This window comes from Streptomyces sp. NPDC046308 (assembly GCF_055588065.1).
The window spans coordinates 1,226,742-1,248,646 of the sequence record NZ_JBVJFB010000001.1; the positions used below are offsets into that span (position 1 = coordinate 1,226,742).

General features: G+C 72.5%; 18 protein-coding genes, 1 tRNA gene and 1 riboswitch. Of the genes, 4 read left to right on the forward strand and 15 right to left on the reverse strand.

From position 1 onward, the window contains the following. Positions 1–115: 115 nt before the first annotated feature. From ACZ6JT_RS05380 to ACZ6JT_RS05390, 3 genes are read left to right on the forward strand one after another with little or no spacing between them, the layout of a single operon-like run. Positions 116–2,257: a helix-turn-helix transcriptional regulator gene (locus ACZ6JT_RS05380; protein ID WP_469207387.1), complete on the forward strand. Its 2,142-nt coding sequence runs from the start codon at positions 116–118 to the stop codon at positions 2,255–2,257. Continuing rightward, positions 2,254–3,258, forward strand: coding sequence for a hypothetical protein (locus tag ACZ6JT_RS05385; protein ID WP_469207389.1), 1,005 nt, complete (start codon positions 2,254–2,256; stop codon positions 3,256–3,258). Before ACZ6JT_RS05380 ends, ACZ6JT_RS05385 begins: the two co-directional genes overlap by 4 nt. Then, positions 3,255–4,157, forward strand: coding sequence for a DUF6339 family protein (locus ACZ6JT_RS05390; RefSeq protein WP_469207391.1), 903 nt, complete (start codon positions 3,255–3,257; stop codon positions 4,155–4,157). Before ACZ6JT_RS05385 ends, ACZ6JT_RS05390 begins: the two co-directional genes overlap by 4 nt. Here ACZ6JT_RS05390 and ACZ6JT_RS05395 read toward each other — a convergent pair. From ACZ6JT_RS05395 to ACZ6JT_RS05445, 11 genes are all read right to left on the reverse strand, one after another. Next, on the reverse strand, positions 4,082–5,461 hold the full coding sequence (locus ACZ6JT_RS05395) for a DNA cytosine methyltransferase (protein WP_469207393.1): 1,380 nt from the start codon (positions 5,459–5,461) through the stop codon (positions 4,082–4,084). The genes ACZ6JT_RS05390 and ACZ6JT_RS05395 overlap by 76 nt on opposite strands. A gap of 163 nt (positions 5,462–5,624) precedes the next feature. Continuing rightward, positions 5,625–5,698, reverse strand: a tRNA-Pro gene (locus ACZ6JT_RS05400). Positions 5,699–5,841: 143 nt separating this feature from the next. Next, positions 5,842–6,204: an MmcQ/YjbR family DNA-binding protein gene (locus tag ACZ6JT_RS05405; RefSeq protein ID WP_469207395.1), complete on the reverse strand. Its 363-nt coding sequence runs from the start codon at positions 6,202–6,204 to the stop codon at positions 5,842–5,844. Between the two features lie 97 nt (positions 6,205–6,301). Next, positions 6,302–6,859: a GAF domain-containing protein gene (locus ACZ6JT_RS05410; protein ID WP_469207397.1), complete on the reverse strand. Its 558-nt coding sequence runs from the start codon at positions 6,857–6,859 to the stop codon at positions 6,302–6,304. Then, positions 6,856–7,494, reverse strand: a complete 639-nt coding sequence (locus ACZ6JT_RS05415; RefSeq protein WP_469207399.1) for a GTP-binding protein — start codon at positions 7,492–7,494, stop codon at positions 6,856–6,858. Before ACZ6JT_RS05415 ends, ACZ6JT_RS05410 begins: the two co-directional genes overlap by 4 nt. Further along, the gene (locus tag ACZ6JT_RS05420; protein WP_469207401.1) at positions 7,472–7,891 is read right to left on the reverse strand and encodes a DUF742 domain-containing protein; all 420 of its coding nucleotides are present in this window, start codon (positions 7,889–7,891) and stop codon (positions 7,472–7,474) included. The genes ACZ6JT_RS05415 and ACZ6JT_RS05420 overlap by 23 nt, the downstream gene beginning before the upstream one ends. Then, positions 7,888–8,322 (reverse strand): roadblock/LC7 domain-containing protein, encoded by a 435-nt coding sequence (locus ACZ6JT_RS05425; protein WP_351287346.1) that lies wholly within the window; start codon positions 8,320–8,322, stop codon positions 7,888–7,890. The genes ACZ6JT_RS05420 and ACZ6JT_RS05425 overlap by 4 nt, the downstream gene beginning before the upstream one ends. 35 nt (positions 8,323–8,357) lie before the next feature. Further along, complete coding sequence (locus ACZ6JT_RS05430) at positions 8,358–11,552, reverse strand: ATP-binding protein (protein ID WP_469207403.1); 3,195 nt, start codon at positions 11,550–11,552, stop codon at positions 8,358–8,360. A gap of 211 nt (positions 11,553–11,763) precedes the next feature. After that, the gene (locus ACZ6JT_RS05435; protein WP_469207405.1) at positions 11,764–12,969 is read right to left on the reverse strand and encodes an MBL fold metallo-hydrolase; all 1,206 of its coding nucleotides are present in this window, start codon (positions 12,967–12,969) and stop codon (positions 11,764–11,766) included. 158 nt (positions 12,970–13,127) lie between these two features. Next, positions 13,128–13,913 (reverse strand): SGNH/GDSL hydrolase family protein, encoded by a 786-nt coding sequence (locus ACZ6JT_RS05440; protein ID WP_469207407.1) that lies wholly within the window; start codon positions 13,911–13,913, stop codon positions 13,128–13,130. A gap of 163 nt (positions 13,914–14,076) precedes the next feature. Further along, positions 14,077–15,108 (reverse strand): M23 family metallopeptidase, encoded by a 1,032-nt coding sequence (locus tag ACZ6JT_RS05445; RefSeq protein WP_469207409.1) that lies wholly within the window; start codon positions 15,106–15,108, stop codon positions 14,077–14,079. Positions 15,109–15,110: 2 nt separating this feature from the next. Then, positions 15,111–15,296: riboswitch (cyclic di-AMP (ydaO/yuaA leader) on the reverse strand. Positions 15,297–15,611: 315 nt separating this feature from the next. Here ACZ6JT_RS05445 and ACZ6JT_RS05450 point away from each other — a divergent pair. Continuing rightward, positions 15,612–16,403 (forward strand): tyrosine-protein phosphatase, encoded by a 792-nt coding sequence (locus ACZ6JT_RS05450; RefSeq protein ID WP_469207411.1) that lies wholly within the window; start codon positions 15,612–15,614, stop codon positions 16,401–16,403. 18 nt (positions 16,404–16,421) lie between these two features. Here ACZ6JT_RS05450 and ACZ6JT_RS05455 read toward each other — a convergent pair whose 3' ends face one another. From ACZ6JT_RS05455 to shc, 4 genes are read right to left on the reverse strand one after another with little or no spacing between them, the layout of a single operon-like run. Continuing rightward, positions 16,422–17,837, reverse strand: a complete 1,416-nt coding sequence (locus ACZ6JT_RS05455; protein WP_469207413.1) for an aspartate aminotransferase family protein — start codon at positions 17,835–17,837, stop codon at positions 16,422–16,424. Next, on the reverse strand, positions 17,834–18,865 hold the full coding sequence (gene hpnH, locus ACZ6JT_RS05460; protein ID WP_469207416.1) for an adenosyl-hopene transferase HpnH: 1,032 nt from the start codon (positions 18,863–18,865) through the stop codon (positions 17,834–17,836). The genes ACZ6JT_RS05455 and hpnH overlap by 4 nt, the downstream gene beginning before the upstream one ends. Before the next feature lie 5 nt (positions 18,866–18,870). Continuing rightward, positions 18,871–19,563, reverse strand: a complete 693-nt coding sequence (locus ACZ6JT_RS05465) for a phosphorylase family protein (RefSeq protein WP_469207418.1) — start codon at positions 19,561–19,563, stop codon at positions 18,871–18,873. Next, positions 19,563–21,893, reverse strand: a complete 2,331-nt coding sequence (gene shc, locus ACZ6JT_RS05470; protein ID WP_469207420.1) for a squalene--hopene cyclase — start codon at positions 21,891–21,893, stop codon at positions 19,563–19,565. The genes ACZ6JT_RS05465 and shc overlap by 1 nt, the downstream gene beginning before the upstream one ends. Positions 21,894–21,905: the final 12 nt, after the last annotated feature.

Sequence of the window (21,905 nt, forward strand, 5' to 3'; positions counted from 1 at the left end):
TTCGCCCAGGCCGAACGCCCTCATCGTCAAAGAACCTTTGACAAGCGGGAACATCGTCAACAGCGGTGCGGTACCGTGGCTCTCACCCAGTGATCCAAGTGGAAGCAGGTGGGACGTGAAGGCAGCTGAGGACTTCGGCCCCTGGCTGGCGCGCCAGCTCAAGAACGCCAGGAAGAGCCAGACCGATCTGGCCGATGAGCTGGGCATGACCCGCGCCGCCGTCTCGGCCTGGATCGTGGGTCGCTCGGTCCCCCGGGACGAGACCATCCGACGCATCGCCGAGGTGTTCAACACCGACCTGGAGACCATTCACACCCGCAGCACCGACGCCCAGGTGGGACTGCCCGTCTCGTGGTACCACCGCCCCGCCCACCCCGACGGGGGCCGTGAGTACGGCAACGCCGCCGCGTTCGCCTTCGAGGCCGACGTCTCGATCCTCGCCCGCGAGGCCACGCAGAACAGCCTTGACGCACGCCTCGACCCCGCCGAACCCGTGCGGGTCCGTCACACCCTGCACGAACTCACCGGCGAAGCCCTTGCCCGGTTCCGCGAGGCTATCGACTGGGAGCAGTTGCTCCCGCACTACGAAGCGCTCACCGCCGACCACGGCAGGCAGGGCAAGGTGTCCCGCACGATCACGGCCGGCCTGTATGACATGTACCAGCGTGACCGCCTGGTGCTGCTCCGCGTCGACGATTACAACGCCACCGGCCTGACCGGCGGAGATTACGACAACGGGCTCTTCGCCGCCGTCGTGCGCCGGCAGCTCGACAGCCACAAGAAAGACCTCGGGGCGGGCGGCTCCTACGGCCTGGGCAAGGCCACCCTCTGGGCCACCAGCCGACTCGGCCTGGTGCTGATCAACTCCACCCTGTCCGAGCCTCACGAGGGGCGGACCGAGCGCCGCCTGATCGGCCGGCTCGACCTCCCCTGGCGCGAGGTCGACGGCCGGGAATTCGCGGGCCCGGCTTGGTTCGGGCGTCCCGACCCGGATGCCAGATCGACAGACGTGGCCCGGTCCTGGTGGGCCGACGAGGAGACCGTCGAGCGACTCCACCTCACCCGCGAGAGCGCAGCTCCGGGCACCTCCTTCCTCATCGTCGGCGCCCACGACGTCGCCAGCCTGGCGCCCGTCACAGGCACCTACGACGAGGAAACCACCGAGGACGACAACTCCATCCACCGTATGCACGCCCGACTCGTTGACGCGCTCGGCCGCAATTTCTGGGCCGCGATGACCGGCAGTGACGGCCACAAGCCGCACTTGGAGGCGTCTGTCCGCAGCTACCGCAACGGCGAGGTCCTCATCGCCGAGGAACGTGTGGATCCGGCCGTCACCCAGCCCTCCCGCACCCGCGCCCTGCGCGCGTTCCTGGAGGGCAACACCGTCGACCGCCTCACCGCCCCCGGCCAGGTCGCCCGCGCCACCGTGCAGTTGAACGTGCCTCTGCACGGCGGCGAGGTGCGCGGCGGCGTGCCCCATGAGGCCGTTCTGCTCGTCACCCAAGCCGAGGACGCCGACGGCCGGCCCAACCGGCTGGTCTCCATGCGGGGCAATCGCATGACGGTCAAGGACAGTGCCGTCACCAACGTACCGATCGGCACCAACCCCTTCCAGGCCGTTCTTCTCGCCGGCCGAGCGGCGGGTCAGGACGCCCCCGGGGCCGAGGAGGCCGAGGAGTTCCTGCGCGCGTCCGAGCCGCCGGAGCACAACAAGTGGAGCCAGACCGAGGAACTCCGTCTCAGCTACTCACCGTCGGCCCACCGCCGCATCGCCGCCCTGACCACCACCGCCAACAACGCGGTGCGCGACCTGGTCGCCGTCCCCCGGGCCAAGCGTCGCAGCGGCGGAGAAGCCAAGATCGCCAGCCGACTCAAGGTGGGCGGCGGCACGAAGAAGGCGCGCGCCACCGCGGCTGCGATCCTGCCCGAGCTGGACAACGTGGACGCGCTGGTCGACGAGACCGGAGCCTGGTCCGTCACCGTCGATCTGCTGGTGTCGGCGAGCATCGACACGGACCGTCCGATCACACCGGTCGCCAAGTTCGACGTACGCTCCGGTCCCCGTCCCGCCGCGCCCTGGAAGGACCTCGTCGCCGTCAGCGGCTGCGAGGTCGTCGACGGCGCCCTGCGTCTGAGCCCCGGGAGCCGCAAGGCCGTCTTCCGGGGGGTCACCGACGTGTCGCGCCATCCGGTACGCGCCCAACTCAGCGGCCTCGTCGTCGAACTCCGCAGCGGAAAGGGGGAGCAGGCGTGAAGGTCTACCCCTACCGGCGGCTCACCGGCAACGTCTCCTGGCGCATCGAGAGCGCACAGCTCAAGGCCGAGGGAGACCCTTGGGAGGACGTCGAGAGCAAGTACGTCTCCACGGTAGAGCGCGTCCTGGCCCTCGGCCCCGATGAGGACCGCCCTGACTGGACCCAGGCTCGGCTCCACCTCTCCGCAGGCATCCCGGCCAAGGCGATGGACCCCACAGGGCCCTGGCAGGACGTCAAGGTCCTCGCCGTGCTCTCCGAGCGCGCCACGAACACCCGTGTGTCCGTGGAGTTGTCCCCGCCCTCGGACGACGGCCGGGAATGGAAAGCCCAGTTGGACATCCACCGCTGCGACCTCCTCGATCGTGCCACGCTCACCGTCCACGTCGTCGCCGTCGTGGACGGCGTTCCCGGCCGGGTGATCGCCACCTCCGACGTGGAGTGGTTCATCGACGTCATCGATCCAACGCCGTCGCTCGCCCGCGAACTGGACGTGAAGATGGTCGATTTCGCCTCGGGAGCAAGCCGGCTTCAACGCTTCAAGGACTCGCCCTGGCTCGTCGACACCACCGGACGGATCCCAGTCGTACGTGTCAACACCGGCTTCGACGGGCTCGGCGACCTGTTCGGCGCGGATGGCGGCAACGGCGCGGAGAAGACCGTCCGTGAACTGCTTCTCGCCCAGATGTGCTCGGAGGTCTGGACGGCCGTCTTCCACTCCGCCGTCGGCGACCTGGACATCGAGGAGGACGGCACCCCGCTGGTCCCGCACGGCTGGCAGGGTGAGGTGCTGCGGGAGATGCTCCCCGACATGTATCCCGACCGCGAGCCCGAGGATGCCCTGCGCGAGGTCCACGCAGCCCGCACCGGGGCCTCTGCCTCCGGCTGGGGAGAGCTCCAGCCCCGCATCCACTTCGCCGCCTCCCGGCGTGCAGGCGTCCCCCGGACGCTCTCCACCACCATTCGCGACCTGGAACGACTTACACAGGGGGACGACGCATGACCGAGCGGCCCAGTTACCTCCCGGAGCGCCTCGCGCTGCTCGCAAACGCCGAGGCCGCGGAGTTCCTCACCGAGGGACTGCTCGCCGGCCGCGAGGACGTGCCGAGCATCAAGCTCAATCAGGCCACCGAACCGCTGCCGCACGCCGACCGGCGGGGGGATCTGTCACCCGTCCGCGACCTGGCCGAGGACGCCATGGCGCACTGCCTGCACAATGGGCTCAAAGCCACTCAGGCGGACGCCTGGCTGGCTCCTCGCCTGCACGCGGCGCTCCGGCTCACCCGTCGTGAGGCGGCGGACCCCGACTTCTGGAACTACCTCGCCCTTGGGGTTGCCCCGGACTACGTGGTCTGGCGGCACCTGTCGGACCCCAAGGACGGCAAGGTCGCCAAAGTGGCGGCAGACCGTTTCCGGGGGCAGTACCACAAGCAGGCTTTCTCCCGCCTCTGGTGGGCGGCAGAGCTCTTCCGCAACGGGTCCGACTACGGCCCCGTCGTCACGGCCTGCGGTCTCCAGGACATCCTCAACACCGCCCTGCGCATGTCCGCGATCAACCATCGGCCCACCGCCCAGGCGATCGTGCGCTTGGTCGAGAAGGGCGTCGTCACCACCGGCCGCGAGGTGAACGCCCTGGCCGGAGCCGTGAACGCCTCAGCGGCGACGCTGATGTACGACGTGATCGCCCCGGACTCCGAGCGCGAGTCCCGTTCGTTGCGCACCTGGATCGAGGAGGCCGAGACCGCCCGCCAAGTGTCACGAACGGCCCTGCCGACCGGTCCCGACGAGGAACCGGCGCCGGCACTCTCCGTGAGCACGCTGGTGGACTACTTCGCAGACCTTCTCGCAGATGCACCCGTCCGGGGGCGGGCCGGCTTCGAGGAGGTCGACGGAGAGGACTGATCCTCGGGCCTCGGGCAGGTGGAACCGCACTCGTACGGGTCGCCGCAGCCTTCCTTGCGGAGGACGGCGCGCTTGTCGTCGGCGGCCCAGGTCCACTTCTCCCGCAGCTTCTCCTCCGGCGCCGGCGGCCTGGCAAGCGCGGCCGCCAGCACGTGCATGCCGAACAGCGGGGGCACTGCATTGCCCACCTGCTGCGACTTGTCGCCTCCTTCCCAGGGGTAGTTGGGCGGAAACGTCTGGAGAATGCCGGCCTCGGGGATGGTCATGCGATCCGGATCGTGCGGGCTGCCGTCCGGACGGCGGACGGCGTTGCGGGAGACCTTCCCCGTCACGGTGAACGACGGTTGTCCGTCCGTACGGACTCCACGCTTCTTCGGATCTCCACCACTGCCGTAGTTCGAGACGATCTCGAAGGAGGACGTGCGGCCGTCGGGCCGCTCCGCGGTGGCCATGAGCACGTCCCGCATGGGAACCCAGGGCTTGAGCGGGGCCTCCGCGCCCTCGATGGGCAGCGCGGCCTGGCCGGCCGACACCACCACGTTCTCGTCGTCGGGTCCGCCGTGCCTCGGGTTGAGCGGCTTGTAGGAGTGATGGGTCGGGGTGGGGAGCGGGGGGGCGCCGTGTTCGGCCAACCGCGCGATCAGGATCGTCCGGCGACGCGTCTGGGGTACTCCGAACGCCTCGGTGTGCAGGGTCACGACCTTGGCGACCTTGTACCGCACCCTCCCCCCTCCCTCGCGGGGCAGGCCCTCCTCAAGCGCTTCCTTGTAGACCTTCCAAAGCTCCGCGACCGCGGGCACCTGCTCCAGGACGATCACGTCGAAAGGCCGCCCCTCTCGGTTCGGGCAGCTGAGAGCCTTGATCGCGTACCGCAAGGGCTCCAGGACCAGAGCGGTTCTGGAGTCACCACCCGATGCCTCCAGCTTCGCCAGCTGCTCGTCGATCTTCTCCTCGCAGGCGCGTTCGTCCACCAGAGCGCGGATGAGCTCCTTGACCTCGTCCAGGGCCTTGCGTCCGGCGCCTCCGCCGGCGATCGAGTACGTCTGGCACGGCGGACCTCCGGCCAGCACGTTCAGTTCCTTGGGCAACTCGTGGAACCTGTCCCGGCGCACCGCACTGACGTCCGCGTGCCATGTCGGGAGCCCCGCCTTGTAACGCGTCTCACAGGCGTCCTTGTCCCACTCGATCCCGAGGGAAGGCACGTCGAGCAGGTGAGCGGCTACGTCAAGACCGCCCGGACCAGCGAAAAGGTCCAGAATGTACGGATTCTCAAGGAATCGAGCGCGTGCGTCCGAGCTGGTCATGTGGCGAAAGTTTAGCCTCCGGCGATCGGTGCAACCTACGGAGCCGAAGCATTCACCATGCCCCGCCCTCCGACCCAGGTCAACGCCGACAGGAGGAACCCCGGGAAACACCTCAGGGCCATCCGGAGATGGCCCTGAGCTTCGGAAAAATCCGACATCACTGTCGGGACGACAGGATTTGAACCTGCGACCCCTTGACCCCCAGTCAAGTGCGCTACCAAGCTGCGCCACGTCCCGATGCCCGCTGACCTGGGGTTTCCCCTGGCCGAACGCGCATGAGAACGATACCGCATTTCAGCGGGTGGTCGCGCGCACCTTTTCCGCTACCGGTTCCCCGGCTACCGCGTCGGCCACATCGGCGGGTCCCGGCGGGACGCGTCTCAGCCCGCCGGGCGGGTGAGCTCCGGGTGGGCGGCGATCAGCCGTTTCGGGGCGGCCAGGAGCCAGGAGTCGGTCAGGATGGAGCGCAGCTCGGTCGCGTCCGCCAGGGCCTTGAGGCGGACGCGGATCCAGGCGTAGTTGTCGTCGTGGCCCGGACGCACGAAGAACTTCTCCGGCTCCGCCGCGATCAGCTCGGCGCGGTCCTCCTTGGGGCACTTCACCCCGATCGAGGTGTCGTCGTCGGCCAGCGCGACGAAGATCTTCCCGCCGACCCGGAAGGTCGGCATGCCCCAGGCGAGCTTCTCGCTGCTGTCCGGGAGCGACAGCGCGATCAGGCGGACGTCCTGCGCGGTCGTGGCCATCCCCGAGACTCCTCTCCAGCCACCGGTGAACCCTGTAGGACGACCGTAGCCCCCGCCACTGACCATCGGGCTCGCGCCGCCGGTCCGCCGCGCGGGCCTACGCCCCGGCCGCCTGTGCCCGGTCCTCCCGTGCGTGCACCAGCGCCACCAGCTCCGCGGCCAGCGCCTTGACGGTGGCGAGCCCCGCCGTCCCCCACCGCCGCGGCACCACGTCCACCGCGCACACCGTGCCCAGGACGATCCCGCGCCGGTCCGTCAGCGGCGCGCCCACGTACGAGCGCACCCCGCTCTCGTCGACGACCGCGTTGCCCGCGAAGCGCGCGAAGTCCCGTACGTCCTCCAGCACCAGCGCCCGCCGCCGGACCACCACGTAGGGGCAGTAGCCGTGGTCGCGGGCCAGGACCCGCGCCGGGTACCCGCCGGCCGGGGACTCGGCCGCGTGGTGCAGCCCGGCGAAGAACTGCCGTTCCTCGCCGATGAAGTTGACCCCGGAGTGCGGGGCTTCGAGCACGTCGGCGACGCGCCGCGCGAAGGCGTCCAGTTCGGCGTCCGTCCGCTCCCCCAGACCCAGCTCGCGCAGCCGGACGGCGCGTGCGGGTGCCTCCCGGTCCACCGGTGTGAGCAGCAGGTGTCCGGTCGATTCGTAGTACGTCATGGCGGTTCCCCCGACTCCGAAGACGAAGAGCTGGCTGTGGCCGTGGTTGTGGCTGTGGACATGCAGAGGAGGTGGCGGACCAGGGCCGCCAGTGCGCCCGTACCCGAACTGGTCAAGCGCGCGTCGCACCGTACGACGGGCACCTCGGGCCCGAGCCCCACCGCTTCGCGGACCTCCTCGGGCGCGTAGCGGTGGCCGTCGTCGAACTCGTTGACGGCCACGATGAAGCCGATCCCGCGCCGCTCGAAGAAGTCCACGGCGGGGAAGCAGTCCTCGAGGCGGCGCGTGTCGGCGAGCACCACCGCCCCCAGCGCGCCCGCGCACAACTCCTCCCACAGGAACCAGAAGCGGTGCTGGCCCGGCGTGCCGAAGAGGTAGAGCACGTGGCGCTCGTCGAGGGTGATCCGGCCGAAGTCGAGGGCGACGGTCGTGGTGGTCTTCGCCTCGACGCCGTGCGTCGGGTCTTCGGCCGAGCCGAGGTCGCTGAGCAGTTCCTCGGTGCTCAGCGGTTCGATCTCGCTGACCGCGCCCACGAAGGTGGTCTTGCCCGCGCCGAAGCCACCCGCGACCAGGATCTTCAGGGTCGCGGGAGCGGCAGCGGGGGCGGGGGCTTCACAGACGTTTTCGCAGGCCATCGAGCACCGCCCTCAGGAGTGACTGGTCAGTGGCGGCGTACCCGTCGCCGCCGATGCCGGGGAACCGGGGTGCCTGCGCCATGACGGCCCCGTGTTCCACCAGGTCCGACAGCAGCACCTTCACCACCGCGGCCGGCAGCCGCAGTTGCCCGGCCACCTCGGCGACGGTGACCGCGGCCGCGCCGGCGCAGAGCCGTAGCACGAGGGTGTGCTCGGCCCCGAGCGGGATGCGCGGGCGTACGCCGGTGGCGGTCACCAGCGAGAGCAGGTCGAGCGCGACCCCGGGCCGGGTCCGCCCGCCGCTGGCGGTGTACGGGCGCATCACCCGGCCCGCCGAGTCGTCGAGCCAGGGTGTGTCCCGCCCCTTCGCGTACGCCCCCGTGGCGCGGACCCTCATCGCCCCGGGTCGGCGGTGGGCCGCCGCGGCGGGGCCGCCAGGTACGGACGGACGCTCTTGACCAGCATCGCCATCTCGTAGCCGAGCACCCCGGCATCGGCCTCGCGGTCGGCGAGGACGGCCAGACAGGTCCCGGATCCGGCCGCGGAGACGAAGACGAGCGCGGTGTCGAGTTCGACGACGACCTGCCGTACCTCCGAGCCGGCACCGAACCGGGAGCCGGCGCTGCGGCCCAGCGAGTACAGGCCGGAGGCGAGGGCCGCCAGGTGGTCGGCGCTGTCGGCGTCCAGGCCGTGCACGCAGGTGACGAGGCCGTCGGCGGTGAGGAGTACGGCACTGCGCGTGTACGGCACGCGCTGCACCAGGCCGCTGAGCAGCCAGTCGAGGTCCGAGAGCCGGGTGCCGGTCTTCGTCGCCACTTCGCCGCCCATGTGGGTGTGCTCCTTGCTGAGGTGAGGTGTCGGGGTCATAGCTGGTTCTCCGACTGGGCGAGGCCGAAGCCCCGTTGGAAGGCGGCCATCAGGCCCGGATCGTGCAACGGCTGCTCGGCGCCCGCGGGCGGTCGCGGTACGGGGGCCTCGCGCAGCTGCGGTGCCAAGTGCTGCTGCGCCCGCCGTCGGGGCAACGCGGGCCGCTCCTCCCCGCCCTCGGGCTCGCCGCCCCGCTGCAGGGGCAGCAACCCGGCCGCGTCCCCGCCGCGCACCCGCGCAGCACCCCCGGCCGAAGCCGAATCCCCCTCGCCCGGAAGGGCACCGCCTCCGGGCACCAACCCGCCCGGATCCTCGGCCCAGGACCCGCCCCCCGACCACGGCCCGGGCTGGGCCCAAGGCTCGACCGAAGCCGAATCCGCCCCTCCGGAGGCCGCCCCGTCGCCAGGCACGGGCCCGTCCGAGGGCTCGGCCCCCAGGCCGGTCACGGCCCCGGCCCGAGCCTGGTCCTGCGCCCCCGGAGCGGGGGACGCGGCCCGGGCCCCAGGCTCGGCCGAAGCCGAATTCGCGCGTCCCGGACCGGCTCCGTCCCCGGACACCGACCCAGCCGGGGTCCCCGTCCACGGCTCGGCCGACGAGCCGGTCCCGTCGTCCGGCCCTGACAGGGTGGGGGCCGAATCCACACCGCCCTGAGGGGTCCACCGGGGCGCGGGCGCGGCCGGTGCCTCAGGCCCGGACCGGGCCCCAGCCTCGGCCGACGCCGAATTCGCACCTCCCGGATCTGCTCCGCCCCAGGGCGCAAGCTCCCGCCGTAGCCCGCCCGGGGTCTCGGCCCGAGGCTCGGCCACCGCATCTGCCACCCCCGCCGAGCCGCCGTCCCTGAGCTCGGCCGAGGGCGAGGGAACGGGCGCGGCCGGGGTCGCCGACCAGGGCTCGGCCCCGGACCACGCCGCAGGCTCGTCCCTGAGTACGGGCCAGTGGCCTGCCTCCGGCATCGACTCCGCAGCCAGGCCCGTCACGGGCCCGGCCGAAGCCGGGTCCCCCGCTCCGCGAGTCGGGAGCGTCGCGGGCGCGGCCCGGTCCTCGGCGGAGCCCGCCGTGCCCGCTGCCGCAGCGGCCTCGGGCCATGCTGTCTCCCCGTCCCCGCGGACAGGCCAGGAACCGGCCTCCGACCCGGGCTTGGACGCGGGCCAGAGCTCGGCACCCGTGCCAGTCACGGTCGTGGCCGCAGCCGGATCCCCCGCGACCGGTGCGGGGAGCAGGGCAGCCCCGGCCGCAGCCGGATCCTCCGCACGCGGTGCAGACAAGGACGCAGGCTCTGCCCAAGCCTCGGCACCCGGGCCGGTCACGGCCCCGGCCGAAGCCACACCCGCCGCGGACAGTGGCGCGGCTTGGGGCCAGGGGTCGGCCTTGGCGGGAACCGGGCCCCTCACACCCGGCGCGGAGAGTGACGCGGCCTCGGGCCAAGAGCCGGCCCCGGCCGAAGCCGGGCCCCCCACACCCGCCGCGGACAGTGACGCGGCCTCGGGCCAAGAGCCGGCCGCGGACGAAGCCGGGCCCCCCGTACCCCGTGCGGGGAGTGGCGCGGCCTCGGGCTCAGAACCGGCCCCGGACGAAGCCGGATCCTCCGCACGCGGTGCGGGCAAGGACGCTGGCTCGGCCCAAGCCTCGGCACCCGGGCCGGTCACGGCCCCGGCCGGAGCCGGGCCCCCCATACCCGGCGCGGAGGATGGCGCGGCCTCGGGTCCAGGGTCGGCCTGGGCGGGAGCCGGGCACCCCGTACCCCGCCTGGGGAGAGGCGCGGGGTCGGCTCCGGCGGGAGCCGGGTTTTCCGCGACCCGTCCGGGGCGGGGCGCGGGGGCGCGTGGGGGTGGGCCCGAGCGTGGTGCGGGTACCGGCAGGGGCGGCAGGTCCGGGGCGGCCGGGGCCCAGGGCTGCGGTGCGGGGACCGGTTCCAGGCGGGGGGCCGAGGGGGGCTCCCCCGTGCCCCACGAGGTCGGCCGGGACCCGCCCGCCGCGTCGGCGGCGCTCGGCGCCTCCGCCCCCAGCAGCTCCTGCGGCAGCACCAGCACGGCGAGCACGCCGCCGTAGATGTTGGACTTGAGCTCGACGGCGATCCCGTGCCGGCGGGCCAGCGCCGACACGACGAACAGCCCGATCCGCCCGTCGGCGAGCAGGTGCCGGACGCTGACCTGGTCGGGGTCCGCGAGCAGGGCGTTCATCCGGTGCTGTTCCTCCACCGGCATGCCCAGCCCCCGGTCCTCCACCTCGACCGCGATCCCCGCGGTGACCCGCTCGGCGCGCAGCACCACATCGGTGTCGGGCGCGGAGAACACCGTGGCGTTCTCGACCAGTTCGGCCAGCAGGTGCACCACGTCCGCGACGGCGTGTCCGCGGACACTGCCGCCGGCCGGGGGCACGACCTTGACGCGGGTGTACTGCTCGACCTCGGCGACCGAGGAGCGGAGCACCTCGCTCAGATCGATCGGCCGGGTCCACTGGCGGCGGGAGGCCGCCCCGCCGAGCACGGCGAGGTTCTCGGCGTGCCGGCGGATCCGGGTGGCGAGGTGGTCGACGTGGAAGAGCTCCCTGAGCAGGTCCGGGTCCTCGACCGTGTCCTCCAACTCGTCGAGGAGCGCGATCTCCCGGTGCACGAGGGATTGCAGGCGGCGCGCGAGGTTGACGAAGACCTCGACCTTGCGCTCGCTGTCGGACGGCGTGGCCGGTCCGGCCAGCCGTACGAGGGTCGCGTGCGCCTGTTCCCGGGCGCCGCGCAGCTCCTGGGAGAGCAGCCAGAACTCGTCCACGCCGGCCGGGTCGCCCCCGACGAGCGGTCCGGTCGGCCCGCCCCGCACCGGGCGGGGCGGGGTCTCGCCCCGTTCCAGCAGGTCGGCGGCGGTACGCAGGTCCTGGCGGCCGCGCACGCTGGAGCGGCGCAGCGCCTCGCACCGGTCCCGTACGGCCTTCGCCCCGCGCTGGGCCCCCAGCAGAGCCGCAGCGAGGGCCCCGACCACGAGCAGGGCGCAGCCCGTGAGCACCGGCCAGAGCCGGGCATCGCGGTCGCCCGCGCCCCCGCCGAGCTGGAGGGTGAAGATCACCGCGGCGGCGCCGCTGAGCCCGGCGGCGAGCGTGGGCAGGACGGCGGCGCGCACCAGCAGGGGCCGTATCTGCCGGCCGGGACCGGTGACGGCGTGTCTCGACGGGGCGTGGCGGGCGGCGCGGAGTCCGGACATCGGCGTCCTCGGTACGTTCGGTACGTGGGGCCCGGCCCCCAGCGTTCCGGGGCCCGGTGTTGATCACCGGATACCCACGCTAGACCCCGCCGTCCCGCCCCGGAACGCCAGTTGGGCAACTTCGAGGGGGTGCTTCCCGCTCCCGGTGGAGCGCTCGTACAGCCGCCCGAATGCGCCGCCCGCCCCGCTCCCGGGACGGGCGGCGGCGCCGTCAGGACCCGACGGCCTCGGTCTCCTCGCGGGTCACGGCCCGCGGTCGCTCCTCCGTGATGACCGGGCCCGGGGTCGCGGCCGGGGCGCTGACCGCGCCGCCCGCGACGAACGGCCGCCACCAGGGCTGCGCCGGGGCCTCGTCGGCGCCCGGCTCGAACGGCTGGCCCGGGATCGGCAGCGCGATGGCCGCTCCGGCCCCCTCGGCGGCGGCCAGTGTGCCCTCGCCCGGCTCGTCCCACGGGTGCAGGGCGAGGTTGAAGGTGCCCCAGTGGATCGGCAGCATCGTGCCGTGCGGGGCGCCGCCCTGGAGGTCGAGGTGGGCGCGCATGCCCTCCTCGGGCGTCATGTGGATGTCGGGCCAGTACTCCGAATACGCGCCGATCTGGATCATCGTGGCGTCGAAGGGCCCGTGCTCGGCGCCGATCTCCGCGAAGCCGGGGAAGTAGCCGGTGTCCCCGCTGTGGTAGATCCGGTGCTCGTCTCCCGCGACGACCCAGGAGGCCCAGAGGGTGTGCTGCTGGTTGCGCAGGCCGCGGCCGCAGAAGTGCCGGGCGGGGGTGGCCGTGAGGGAGAGGCCGGCGATCTTGACGGTCTCGTTCCAGTCCAGCTCGCGCAGGCGGTCGGGGGACACGCCCCAGCGCTCCAGGTGCGCGCCGACGCCGAGCGGGACGGCGAAGACCGTGTCCGTACCGGCCAGGGCCTTGATGGTGGGCAGGTCGAGGTGGTCGTAGTGGTCGTGCGAGATGACCACGACGTCGACGTCGCCCAGCGAGGCCAGCGGGACGGGCACGGGGTGCAGCCGCTTGGGACCGGCGAAGGGGAAGGGGGAACAGCGCTCGCCCCACACCGGGTCGAAGAGCACCCGACGGCCGTCGATCTCCGCGAGCACGCTGGAGTGGCCCATCCAGGTCAGCCGGAGCCCGCTCGCCGGCGGCTTCGCCAGCTCCGCGAGGGTGGTCGGGTAGACGGGAATGGGCGCGGCGGGCCCGCGCCGGGCCCGCTGCTCCCGGTGGAAGTAGACCTTGGCGAACTCCGTCATGGAGCCCGAGGGTCTGTTCCGGGCGCCGACCGGGTTCTGGAAGACGCCGTCGGCGAAGTTCGGCGAGCGGCGGATGCGCTCCAGCCGGGCACCGGACGGGTCCGCGCCGAAGGCTTCGGGCCGCAGGGCACGCAGCCGGGGACGCAGGGGACGGGAGCCGGTCAAGGCGCCTCCAGGGAGGATGGAGTAAGGGGTGGTCGTCTCTCTACGACCATCCCAACGCACACCGGCCCCGAAGGATTCCGCTCGCCGCCCCCGTCCCCCCGTCCCGTCCCCGCCCCGTCCCCGTCCCGTCCCGTCCCCGTCCGCGTACGTACGTACGGCTACAGCGGCAGCAGGTCGGGCCGCTTCGCCTCCAGGTGGTCCCCCGAGGACTCCCCGCGCAGCCGCCTGCCGATCCACGGCACGAGGTGGTCGCGCGCCCACTGGATGTTGTCGCGGGTCACGTCCACCGAGCCGCGCGGCCGCTGCGGCGGCCACGGCTGGTCGGGGTCGGTCGGCACGTCCAGCCCGAGCACCTGCGCCGCGCGCAGCGCGACCCGCGTGTGTCCCTCGGGCGAGAGGTGGAGCCGGTCCGTGTCCCACGCCCGCCGGTCCTGTACGGACTTCAGCGACCACAGGTCGAGCACCGGGCAGTCGTAGCGGTCGGCGATGGCGCGCACATGCGCGCTGTACGTCGCCACCTTGCCCCGGAGGTGCTTGAGGACCGGCACGCCCCGGGTGTCGAAGCCGGTCGTGATCATGACCTGGCCGACCGCGCCGGAGAGGTCGGCCACGGCCGCCTCGAACCGCTCCGCCACGTCGTCCGGGTCGCTGCCGGGCCGGATGATGTCGTTTCCGCCCGCACAGAAACTGACCAGGTCGGGCGCGAGGGCCTTGGCCCTCGGAAGCTGATCGGCCACGATCTGGTCGAGGAGCTTTCCGCGCACCGCCAGATTCGCATAACGGAAGTCGTGCTCGTCGCGCTGGTCGGCCAGGAGTACGGCGAGCCGGTCCGCCCAGCCGAGATACGAATCCCCGGGTCCCGGGTCCCCGACGCCTTCGGTGAAGCTGTCCCCGATCGCCGCGTACGAGCCGATGGTCTTGAGTTTCGTCGTCGTCGCTGCCACGAGAACCCATACTTCACTCCCGTAACCAACCTACGCCAACGTAATGAGGGGTTGACGGACCGTGATCTGTACCACGTGGGGGATAAGGAATAAGTACACGTGAGGCCGGGACCCCCCTCGGGTCCCGGCCTCACGTGTGTCCCTGCGCCGACGGCGGGTGCCGTCAGATGGTCACGCCCTTCGAGCGGAGGTAGGCCAGCGGGTCGATGTCGGAGCCGTACGAGGGGCCCGTGCGGATCTCGAAGTGGAGGTGCGGGCCGGTGGAGTTGCCCGTGGAGCCGGAGAGGCCGAGGGTCTGCCCGGCGGTGACGCTCTGGCCGGAGGAGACGGACAGCTGGGACAGGTGGGCGTACTGGGAGTACTTGCCGTCCGCGTGCCGGATGACGACCTCGTTGCCGTACGAGCCGCCCCAGCCGGCGGAGACGACGGTGCCCGCGCCGACGGCCCTGACGGTGCTGCCGGAGCTCGCGATGAAGTCCACGCCGGTGTGGTAGCCGGAGGACCACATGCTGCCCGCGGCCTTGTACTGGGTCGAGACGCCGGTGCGGGCGAGCGGGGCGACGAAGCCGGAGGCCGACTGCTGCGCGGCGGGTGCCCCGGCCTCGGAGTCCTGCTGCGCGGGGGCGGCCTTGGCGGCCGGCTTCGGCGCCGGCTTCGGCGCCGCCTCGGGGGCGGACTCCGGAGCGGCCTCGGCCTCCGCCTCCGCCTCGGGGGCGGCCTCGGGGGCGGCGTCGGGGGCGGCCTCGGGGGCGGCCTCGGGGGCGGCCTCGGGGGCGGCGTCGGGGGCGGCGTCCACCGGGTCCACCCCGCCCGGACCGCCGAGGTGCAGCTTCAGGCCGGGGTGGATCAGCGACGGGTTGCCGCCGACCGCCTCCCGGTTGTCGGCGTACAGCTGCTCCCAGCCACCGGAGAGATGGCGCTCGGCGGCGATCACGGAGAGGCAGTCACCCGGCACGACCGTGTAGACGCTCGGGGCGGCCTGCACGGCGGCGACGGGCGCGGCCTGCAGCGCGACGGGGACCTGAGGAGCCACCGCGGGGGCCACCGCGGTCGCCGCGGCCGGGGCGCCGGCCGCCTGTGCGCCCGCGGCGCCCATCAGCGGCAGCGCGAGGGCCGCGCCACCGGTGCCTGCGACGGCGAAACCGCGCGATATCGAAAGGGACTTGGGACGGCGGTGCTTACCCTTTGCAGGCATGGCGAATTCCTCTCCGGCGCCTGCGAGGTGAGCTGTCGGGTTCGGACTGGAGATGTCCGGCCGTACATGCACTGGACACGTACGTCTTCACCCCGAGCCGTCCCGGCGAAAGATCTCCGAAAAGATCTCCGGGACAGCGGCCTACCTGGTTCCCCCGCTCCTGCCGCGCGAATAGTCGGGTGCGGTTTCCGGGCGGCGGCAGGATTCGGCGATCCACCCGGATCGATCGCGAAGGTAAACCCTTGCGACGGCGGGGAACAAGCCACGAATTTCCTGACGGAATCACAGGAATGAGAAATCGGCTGAATTCTGGTCACCCTGCGTCCATTAGTCGCCGTCAACAACCGCTCCGACGCGGCCATTCGGCCTTCGTGATCAGGCACTCACGGTCACCGTATGATCTGGCTCACGGGGACGTGCCCGATCTCGCCTCCGGATATGGCAAGTTGGCGCCAAACAGCTCAATTCGGACAGAAATCTCACCACGAAGCGGAGGAGTTCCCGTGACCCAGCAGATACAGGAGCCGGAGCTGACCGGAGTGCGCAATTTCCGTGATGTGGGCGGATTGCCGACTTCTGATGGTCGAAGGGTCAGGACGGGACGACTGTTCCGAAGCGGACATCTCGCACATGCCACTGAAACCGATGCAGAATTCCTCGCCTCGCTCGGCCTCCACACCGTCTTCGACTTCCGCAACGCCGCCGACCACGCGCTGGAGGGGCCGGACGTGGAACTGCCCGGGGTACGGAACGTGAACATCCCGCTCTCGGATCCGGCCGACGGCAAGGAGTTCTGGCGGCTGGTGCGCGAGGGCGACCTCGACCAGCTGCGCACGATCCTGGGCGACGGCAGGGCCGCGGCCCGGATGACGAATTCCTACCGCAGGATCATCGAGCAGCGCACGGCCGAGCACAGCCGGGTCGTGCACGCGCTCGCCGAGGACAGCGTCCCGGCCCTCCTGCACTGCGCGGCCGGCAAGGACCGGGCCGGCCTGTCGATCGCCGTCACCCTGCTCGCGCTGGGCGTCGAGCGCGACGCGATCGTGGCGGACTACCTGGAGTCGAACGCCCCGCACCGCCGCTACCGGGTGCACCGCAGCAGCGCGGCCGACGAGGCCCGCTCCCCCGAGGTGATGGAGCTGCTGGCACCGCTCTTCGACGCCCGCGCCGAGTACCTGCTCGCCGCCTTCGAGACCATCGACGAGACCTGGGGCGGGGTGGACCCGTACCTGGCGGAGGGCCTCGGGCTGAAGCCCGAGACCCTCGGCCGGCTGCGTGAGCGACTGCTGGAGTAGACCGCCCGGAGCGGGCCGTCAGCGCTGGGCGACGGCCTGCTTCACCAGCGTCCTGCCGAAGTCCCACATCAGCCCGGACCCGCCGTGCGCCTCGTCCATGACCGCGCGGAATGCGCCGACGAACCGGTCCACGTCCCGCTCGTCGACGACCAGCGGCGGGATCAGCTTGATGACCTCCAGGTGGTCCCCGGAGACCTGGGTGAGGATCCGGTGCTTCTGGAGCAGCGGCACCACGACCATCTGGGCGAAGAGCCCCTTGCGGGCCGCCTGCAGCATCGTCCACCGGCTGCGCAGCCCCAGCGAGGACGGCCGGCCGAACTCGATGCCGATCATCAGCCCGCGCCCCCGCACCTCGTGCAGCAGCTCGTACTCGTCCACCATCGCCGCGAGCCGTCCGCGCAGCAGGTCCCCCGTCGCCCGGGCGTGCGCGACGAGCTCCTCGTCCTCCATGACCGACAGCACCGCCAGCCCGGCCGCCATCGCCTGCGCGTTGGAGCCGAAGCTCGCGGAGTGCACGAGGACCCGGTCCATGGACGAGTAGACCTTCTTGAAGATCCAGTCCTTGCCCAGGGTGGCACCGACCGGCACGTAGCCGCCCGACAGCGCCTTGGCCACGCACACCAGGTCCGGTTCCACGCCCGGCTCGTGCTGGTAGGCGTAGAAGTCACCGGTACGTCCGAGGCCGGTCTGCACCTCGTCCGCGATCAGCAGCGCCTTGTGCCGGTGCAGCAGTTCCTGCGCGGCGGCGAGGAACCCGGGCGGGGCCTCCAGGACCCCCTTCCCCTGGATCGGCTCGACGACGAAGGCGGCGACGTCGCCCTTGCGGAGCTCCCGCTCCAGGGCGCCCAGGTCCCCCAGGGCGATCTTCGTGTCGGGGAGGAGGGGGGCGAAGCCGTCGCGGAACCCGCCCTCCCCGTTCACCGACAAGGAGCCCGTGGTCAGGCCGTGGAAGGCGTGGTCGCAGTAGAGGATCCTGGGCCGCCCGGTGGCGAACCGGGCGAACTTCAGGGCCGTCTCCACCGCCTCGGTGCCGCTGTTTCCGAAGAAGACCCGGTCCAGGTGCGGGCTGTACGAGAGCAGCTTCTCGGCCAGCAGCCCGGGCAGCGGCTGGCAGTCGAAGCGGGTGAGGTCGGCGAGCTGCGCGTCCAGTACGTCGTGCAGGGCCCGGCGGACCACCGGGTGGTGGCGGCCCAGGCCCATCACCCCGAAGCCGGCCAGCATGTCGAGGTAGTCGTTGCCCTCGGCGTCCCAGAAGTGGGCGCCCTCGGCCCGCTCGTAGACCTTGTCGAAGCCGATGGTGTGGAGCATGCGGGGCAGTTGGTGGTTGAGGTGGCGGGCGTGCAGCTCGTACCGCTCCCCTCCGCGGGCGGCCAGCAGGGCGCCGAGGTCGAAGCCCTTGCCCCCGGCGCCCGCTCCCTCCTCCGCCGGGCTCATGCCGACGCGTCCCGGTTGCCGCCGATCGTCTCCCGGGCCGCCCGCAGGGACTCCTTGAGGGAGCCCATGGTGGCGAGGACGGCGGTGGGCTCGTAGCCGCAGTGCGCCATGCAGTTCGCGCAGCGCGGGTCCTTTCCGCGGCCGTACTTGCTCCAGTCGGTGTCGTTGATCAGCTCCCGGTACGTCGGCACGTAGCCGTCGCTCATCAGATAGCAGGGGCGCTGCCAGCCGAAGAGGGAGTAATTGGGAATGGCCCAGGCCGTGCAGGGGAAATCGGCTTTCCCTTCCAGGAAGTCCAGGAAGAGCGGCGAGTGATTGAGCCGCCAGCGCCGCCGATTGCCGCCCGCGAAGGCCTTCCTGAAGAGTTCCCTGGTCTGGTCGACGCCGAGGAAGTGTTCCTGGTCGGGGGCCTTTTCGTAGGCGTAGGCGGGCGAGATCATCATCTCGTCGACCTTGAGGTCGTCATTGAGGTAGTTGAGCACCTCGATGATCGTCTGCGGGGTGTCCGTGTTGAAGAAGGTGGAGTTGGTGGTCACCCGGAAGCCGCGCTTCTTCGCCTCCTTGATGGCCGCGACCGCCTCGTCGAAGACTCCTTCCTTGGCCACGGACTCGTCGTGGCGCTCGCGCAGGCCGTCGATGTGCACGGCGAAGGCGAAATAGGGGGAAGGGGTGAACTTCTCGATCTTCTTGCGCAGGAGCATCGCGTTGGTGCAGAGGAATACGTACTTCCGCCTCGCCACCAACTGCCGGACGATCTCGTGGATCTGCGGGTGCATCAAGGGCTCGCCACCCGCGATGGACACCATGGGCGCGCCGGACTCCAGCACGGCGCCGACCGCCTGGGCGACCGGCATGCGCTGCTTGAGCACCCCGGCCGGGTGCTGGATCTTCCCGCACCCCTCACAGGCCAGGTTGCAGGCGTAGAGCGGTTCCAGCTCGACGATCAGCGGGAACTTCTCACGCTTGCGGAGCTTCTGTTCGAGAAGATAGGTCCCGACCCTGATGGACTGGCGCAGCGGCATGGCCATCTGGCTCACCTCCTGGGGAGCAGCAAAGAACGGTGCCATTCGTAAAACGCGGGCAGTACGGCACGCAGAACGCGGAAGGCCGATATTCCCCCGCGCACCGTGCCGATACGGACGAGCTCATGCTCCGGAGCGTCCACGATCACCCGGACGGCCGCAACCGGGCGGCCGCCGCCCGGGGAGGGCCCGCCTCGGGTGGCGGTCCACAGGGTGGCCGCGGACTCCATGTCGACCGCGATGGCGCCGGTGGCGCGCAGCTGCGCGCGCTCCTGGCCGCGCACGACGTGGTCGGATCCGGTCAGTGCGCCGGTGTGCACGGTCCGGCCGGGCGCGGCCCGGGCCAGTGCCTCGGCGAGCAGGGCGGTGCCGGTGCAGCTGACGGCCCCCTGCCGGTCCCGGGTCTCCTCTGCGACGACCAGGTCGCCGGGGTGCATGCCGGGGACCAGCCCGGCGCAGAACCCGGTGGCGAGGACGGCGGCCCGGACCATCCCGGGCCGGTCCAGTGCCCGGGCGACGGCCCGCTCGGCCGCGCGCGGGCCCATTCCGGTGCGCAGCAGGGAGTAGCTCCCGACCGGGGCGCGGGCCGCCCCGGGCGCGGCGCTGCGCAGCGCCGCCTGCTCGATGCGCAGCGCGCAGGCGACCAGCAGCGGCTCCAGGTTCCCGGCCCCTTCCCCCCCGCTCCGCCGCGGTGCGGCGGACATCAGCGGGCCCCACCGGGGGCGAACGGTTCCCCGTACAGGTAGCGGCCGAGCGCGGTGAGCGGGAACACCTGCCGGTACAGGTGGTAGTTGATGGAGAAGTCCCAGGGGAAGCCGGTGCCGGTGAAGTGCGGCTCGTCCCAGGAGCCGTCCTTCCGCTGCGTCTCCACCAGGTAGCCGATGCCCCGTTCGACGGCCTTGCCCTCCCGCTCGCCGGCCGACAGCAGGGCCATCAGCGCCCACGCGGTCTGCGAGGGGGTGGAGGCCCCCTTCCCGGCCCAGGACGCGTCCTTGTAGGAGCGCTGGTCCTCGCCCCACCCGCCGTCCTCGTTCTGTACGCTCTCCAGCCAGCGCACGGCCCTGCGGACGGCGGGATGCCCGGGCGGGATGCCGGCGGCGACGAGTGCCGGGACCACCGAGCCGGTGCCGTACACGTAGTTGGTGCCCCAGCGGCCGAACCAGGCGCCGTTCTCTTCCTGTTCGGCGAGCAGCCAGGCGATGCCGCGCCGGGTCCTGGCGTCGCCGGCGCGGCCCTCGAAGGCGAGCATCTCCACGACGTGGGCGGTGACGTCGGCCGAGGGCGGGTCGATGACCTCGCCGAAGTCGCAGAAGGGCAGCCGGTTCGGGAAGGGGCTGGTGTTGTCGGCGTCGAAGGCGCCCCAGCCGCCGTCCTTGGACTGCATGCCGAGGTTCCAGGACACCCCGCGGGCGATGGCCCCCTCGACGCGGGCCGGGTCCGGGTGCTGGATCCGGCGCAGTGCGAGGACGACCTCGGCGGTGTCGTCGATGTCGGGGTAGGTGTCGTTGTGGAACTCGAACGCCCAGCCGCCGGGGGCCAGCCCCGGCCGCCGCACGGCCCAGTCCCCGGTGCGGGTGATCTCCTCGCCGAGCATCCAGTCGGCGGCCTTGACCAGCGCCGGGTGGCCGGGGTGCAGGCCCGCGTCGGCGAGGGCGATCGCGGCCAGGCAGGTGTCCCACACCGGGGACTGACAGGCCTCGATCATCCGGGCGCCGTCCTCGCGCCACACCGCGAAGCGGTCCAGGGACTCCAGTCCGGCGCGCAGCACCGGGTGCCGGAGGTCGTAGCCGAGCAGGTGCAGGGCGATGACGGAGTACACGGCGGGCGGCTGGATCCCGCCCCAGCAGCCGTCGTTCTCCTGCCGCTCGACGATCCAGCGGCCGGCGGTGGCCATCGCGGCCTTGCGCAGCCGGCGCGGGGCGAACCGCCGGTAGACGTGCAGGGCCTTGTCCATCCGCTGGAAGGCGCCCTCCCACGTGGTCAGCGGGGCAGGGCGCCTTGCGGGGTTCGGCACCCGCGCGTCGGCGTGGAGCTCGTCGAGGGCGAAGGGGGCCGGGCGGACGGGGCGCAGCGCGGAGACCACGGTGAGCGGGACGATGGTCTGGCGGGCCCAGCAGCCGAAGTCGTAGATGTTCAGGGGCACCCAGGAGGGCAGGAACACCAGCTCGGGCGGGAGTTCGGGCAGGTGGTCCCAGTTCCACCAGCCGAAGAGGGCCAGCCAGATCCGGGTGAAGACGCGGGCGGCGGCGATCCCGCCATGGGCGCGGATCCAGGCCGAGGCGCGGGACATGTGCGGGGCGTCCGGGGCGTCCCCGGCGAGGCGCAGTGCGACGTACGCCTCGATGGTGGCGGACAGTTCGGGCGGGCCGCCGTGGAAGGTGGCCCAGGTGCCGTCCTCCCGCTGCTCGCCGCGGATGAAGAGGGCGGCGGCCCGGGTGGTGGCCTCGTCCCGGATGCCGAGGAACTGCCGCAGCAGCAGGTCCTCGGCGTCCATGGTGACGTTGGTCTCGAGGTCGCCCTTCCACCAGCCATCAGGGTTCTGGCGGTCCAGCAGGTGCCGGGTCGCCCGCGCGGTGGCCTCGTACACCCCGGGCGGGGCGCCGTCCGGCGGCTCGGGCAGGTCCGCGGCGGTCCGGGCCGGGCCCGCCCGTTCGGGTCCCGGGCCGGCGGGCGCGTCCTCGAGCACGCTCACGCGCACCCGGCCCCCGGGCCCGTCTGGTGGACCGGCCTCCGGGCCGAAGCCCGGCGCCGCGTCGCCCGGTGCCCGCGCCGGGCCCGGCCGGTCCCCGGCCGTGCCCACGCGCACCCGGCCGCCGTCCGCTCCGGGCGTGCCCGGTGGGCCGTAGTCGGCGCGCGGGCCGGCGGCGCCGTAATCGGCCTGCGGGCCGGGCCCCGCCGCGTGGGGCGGGGCCAGGGATCCCGCTTCGGCGGCCGGGCCGCGGGCGTGCCCCACGGCCGGGCCCGGCGGAAGGCCCGGGGTCGATTCGCTGCCAGCAGCAGCGCCCTCGGTGCTGCCGTCGGTCGTCGCTGTCATGGCTTCCCCTTA

What these genes read in the sequence shown, in the direction of transcription:
- ACZ6JT_RS05390 (WP_469207391.1), top strand. Translation starts at nt 3,255, where the DNA reads ATGACCGAGCGGCCCAGTTACCTCCCGGAGCGCCTCGCGCTGCTCGCA.
- ACZ6JT_RS05395 (WP_469207393.1), bottom strand. Translation starts at nt 5,461, where the DNA reads ATGACCAGCTCGGACGCACGCGCTCGATTCCTTGAGAATCCGTACATT.
- ACZ6JT_RS05405 (WP_469207395.1), bottom strand. Translation starts at nt 6,204, where the DNA reads ATGGCCACGACCGCGCAGGACGTCCGCCTGATCGCGCTGTCGCTCCCG.
- ACZ6JT_RS05410 (WP_469207397.1), bottom strand. Translation starts at nt 6,859, where the DNA reads ATGACGTACTACGAATCGACCGGACACCTGCTGCTCACACCGGTGGAC.
- ACZ6JT_RS05415 (WP_469207399.1), bottom strand. Translation starts at nt 7,494, where the DNA reads ATGGCCTGCGAAAACGTCTGTGAAGCCCCCGCCCCCGCTGCCGCTCCC.
- ACZ6JT_RS05420 (WP_469207401.1), bottom strand. Translation starts at nt 7,891, where the DNA reads ATGAGGGTCCGCGCCACGGGGGCGTACGCGAAGGGGCGGGACACACCC.
- ACZ6JT_RS05425 (WP_351287346.1), bottom strand. Translation starts at nt 8,322, where the DNA reads ATGGGCGGCGAAGTGGCGACGAAGACCGGCACCCGGCTCTCGGACCTC.
- ACZ6JT_RS05430 (WP_469207403.1), bottom strand. Translation starts at nt 11,552, where the DNA reads ATGTCCGGACTCCGCGCCGCCCGCCACGCCCCGTCGAGACACGCCGTC.
- ACZ6JT_RS05445 (WP_469207409.1), bottom strand. Translation starts at nt 15,108, where the DNA reads ATGCCTGCAAAGGGTAAGCACCGCCGTCCCAAGTCCCTTTCGATATCG.
- ACZ6JT_RS05455 (WP_469207413.1), bottom strand. Translation starts at nt 17,837, where the DNA reads ATGAGCCCGGCGGAGGAGGGAGCGGGCGCCGGGGGCAAGGGCTTCGAC.
- hpnH (WP_469207416.1), bottom strand. Translation starts at nt 18,865, where the DNA reads ATGGCCATGCCGCTGCGCCAGTCCATCAGGGTCGGGACCTATCTTCTC.
- ACZ6JT_RS05465 (WP_469207418.1), bottom strand. Translation starts at nt 19,563, where the DNA reads ATGTCCGCCGCACCGCGGCGGAGCGGGGGGGAAGGGGCCGGGAACCTG.
- shc (WP_469207420.1), bottom strand. Translation starts at nt 21,893, where the DNA reads ATGACAGCGACGACCGACGGCAGCACCGAGGGCGCTGCTGCTGGCAGC.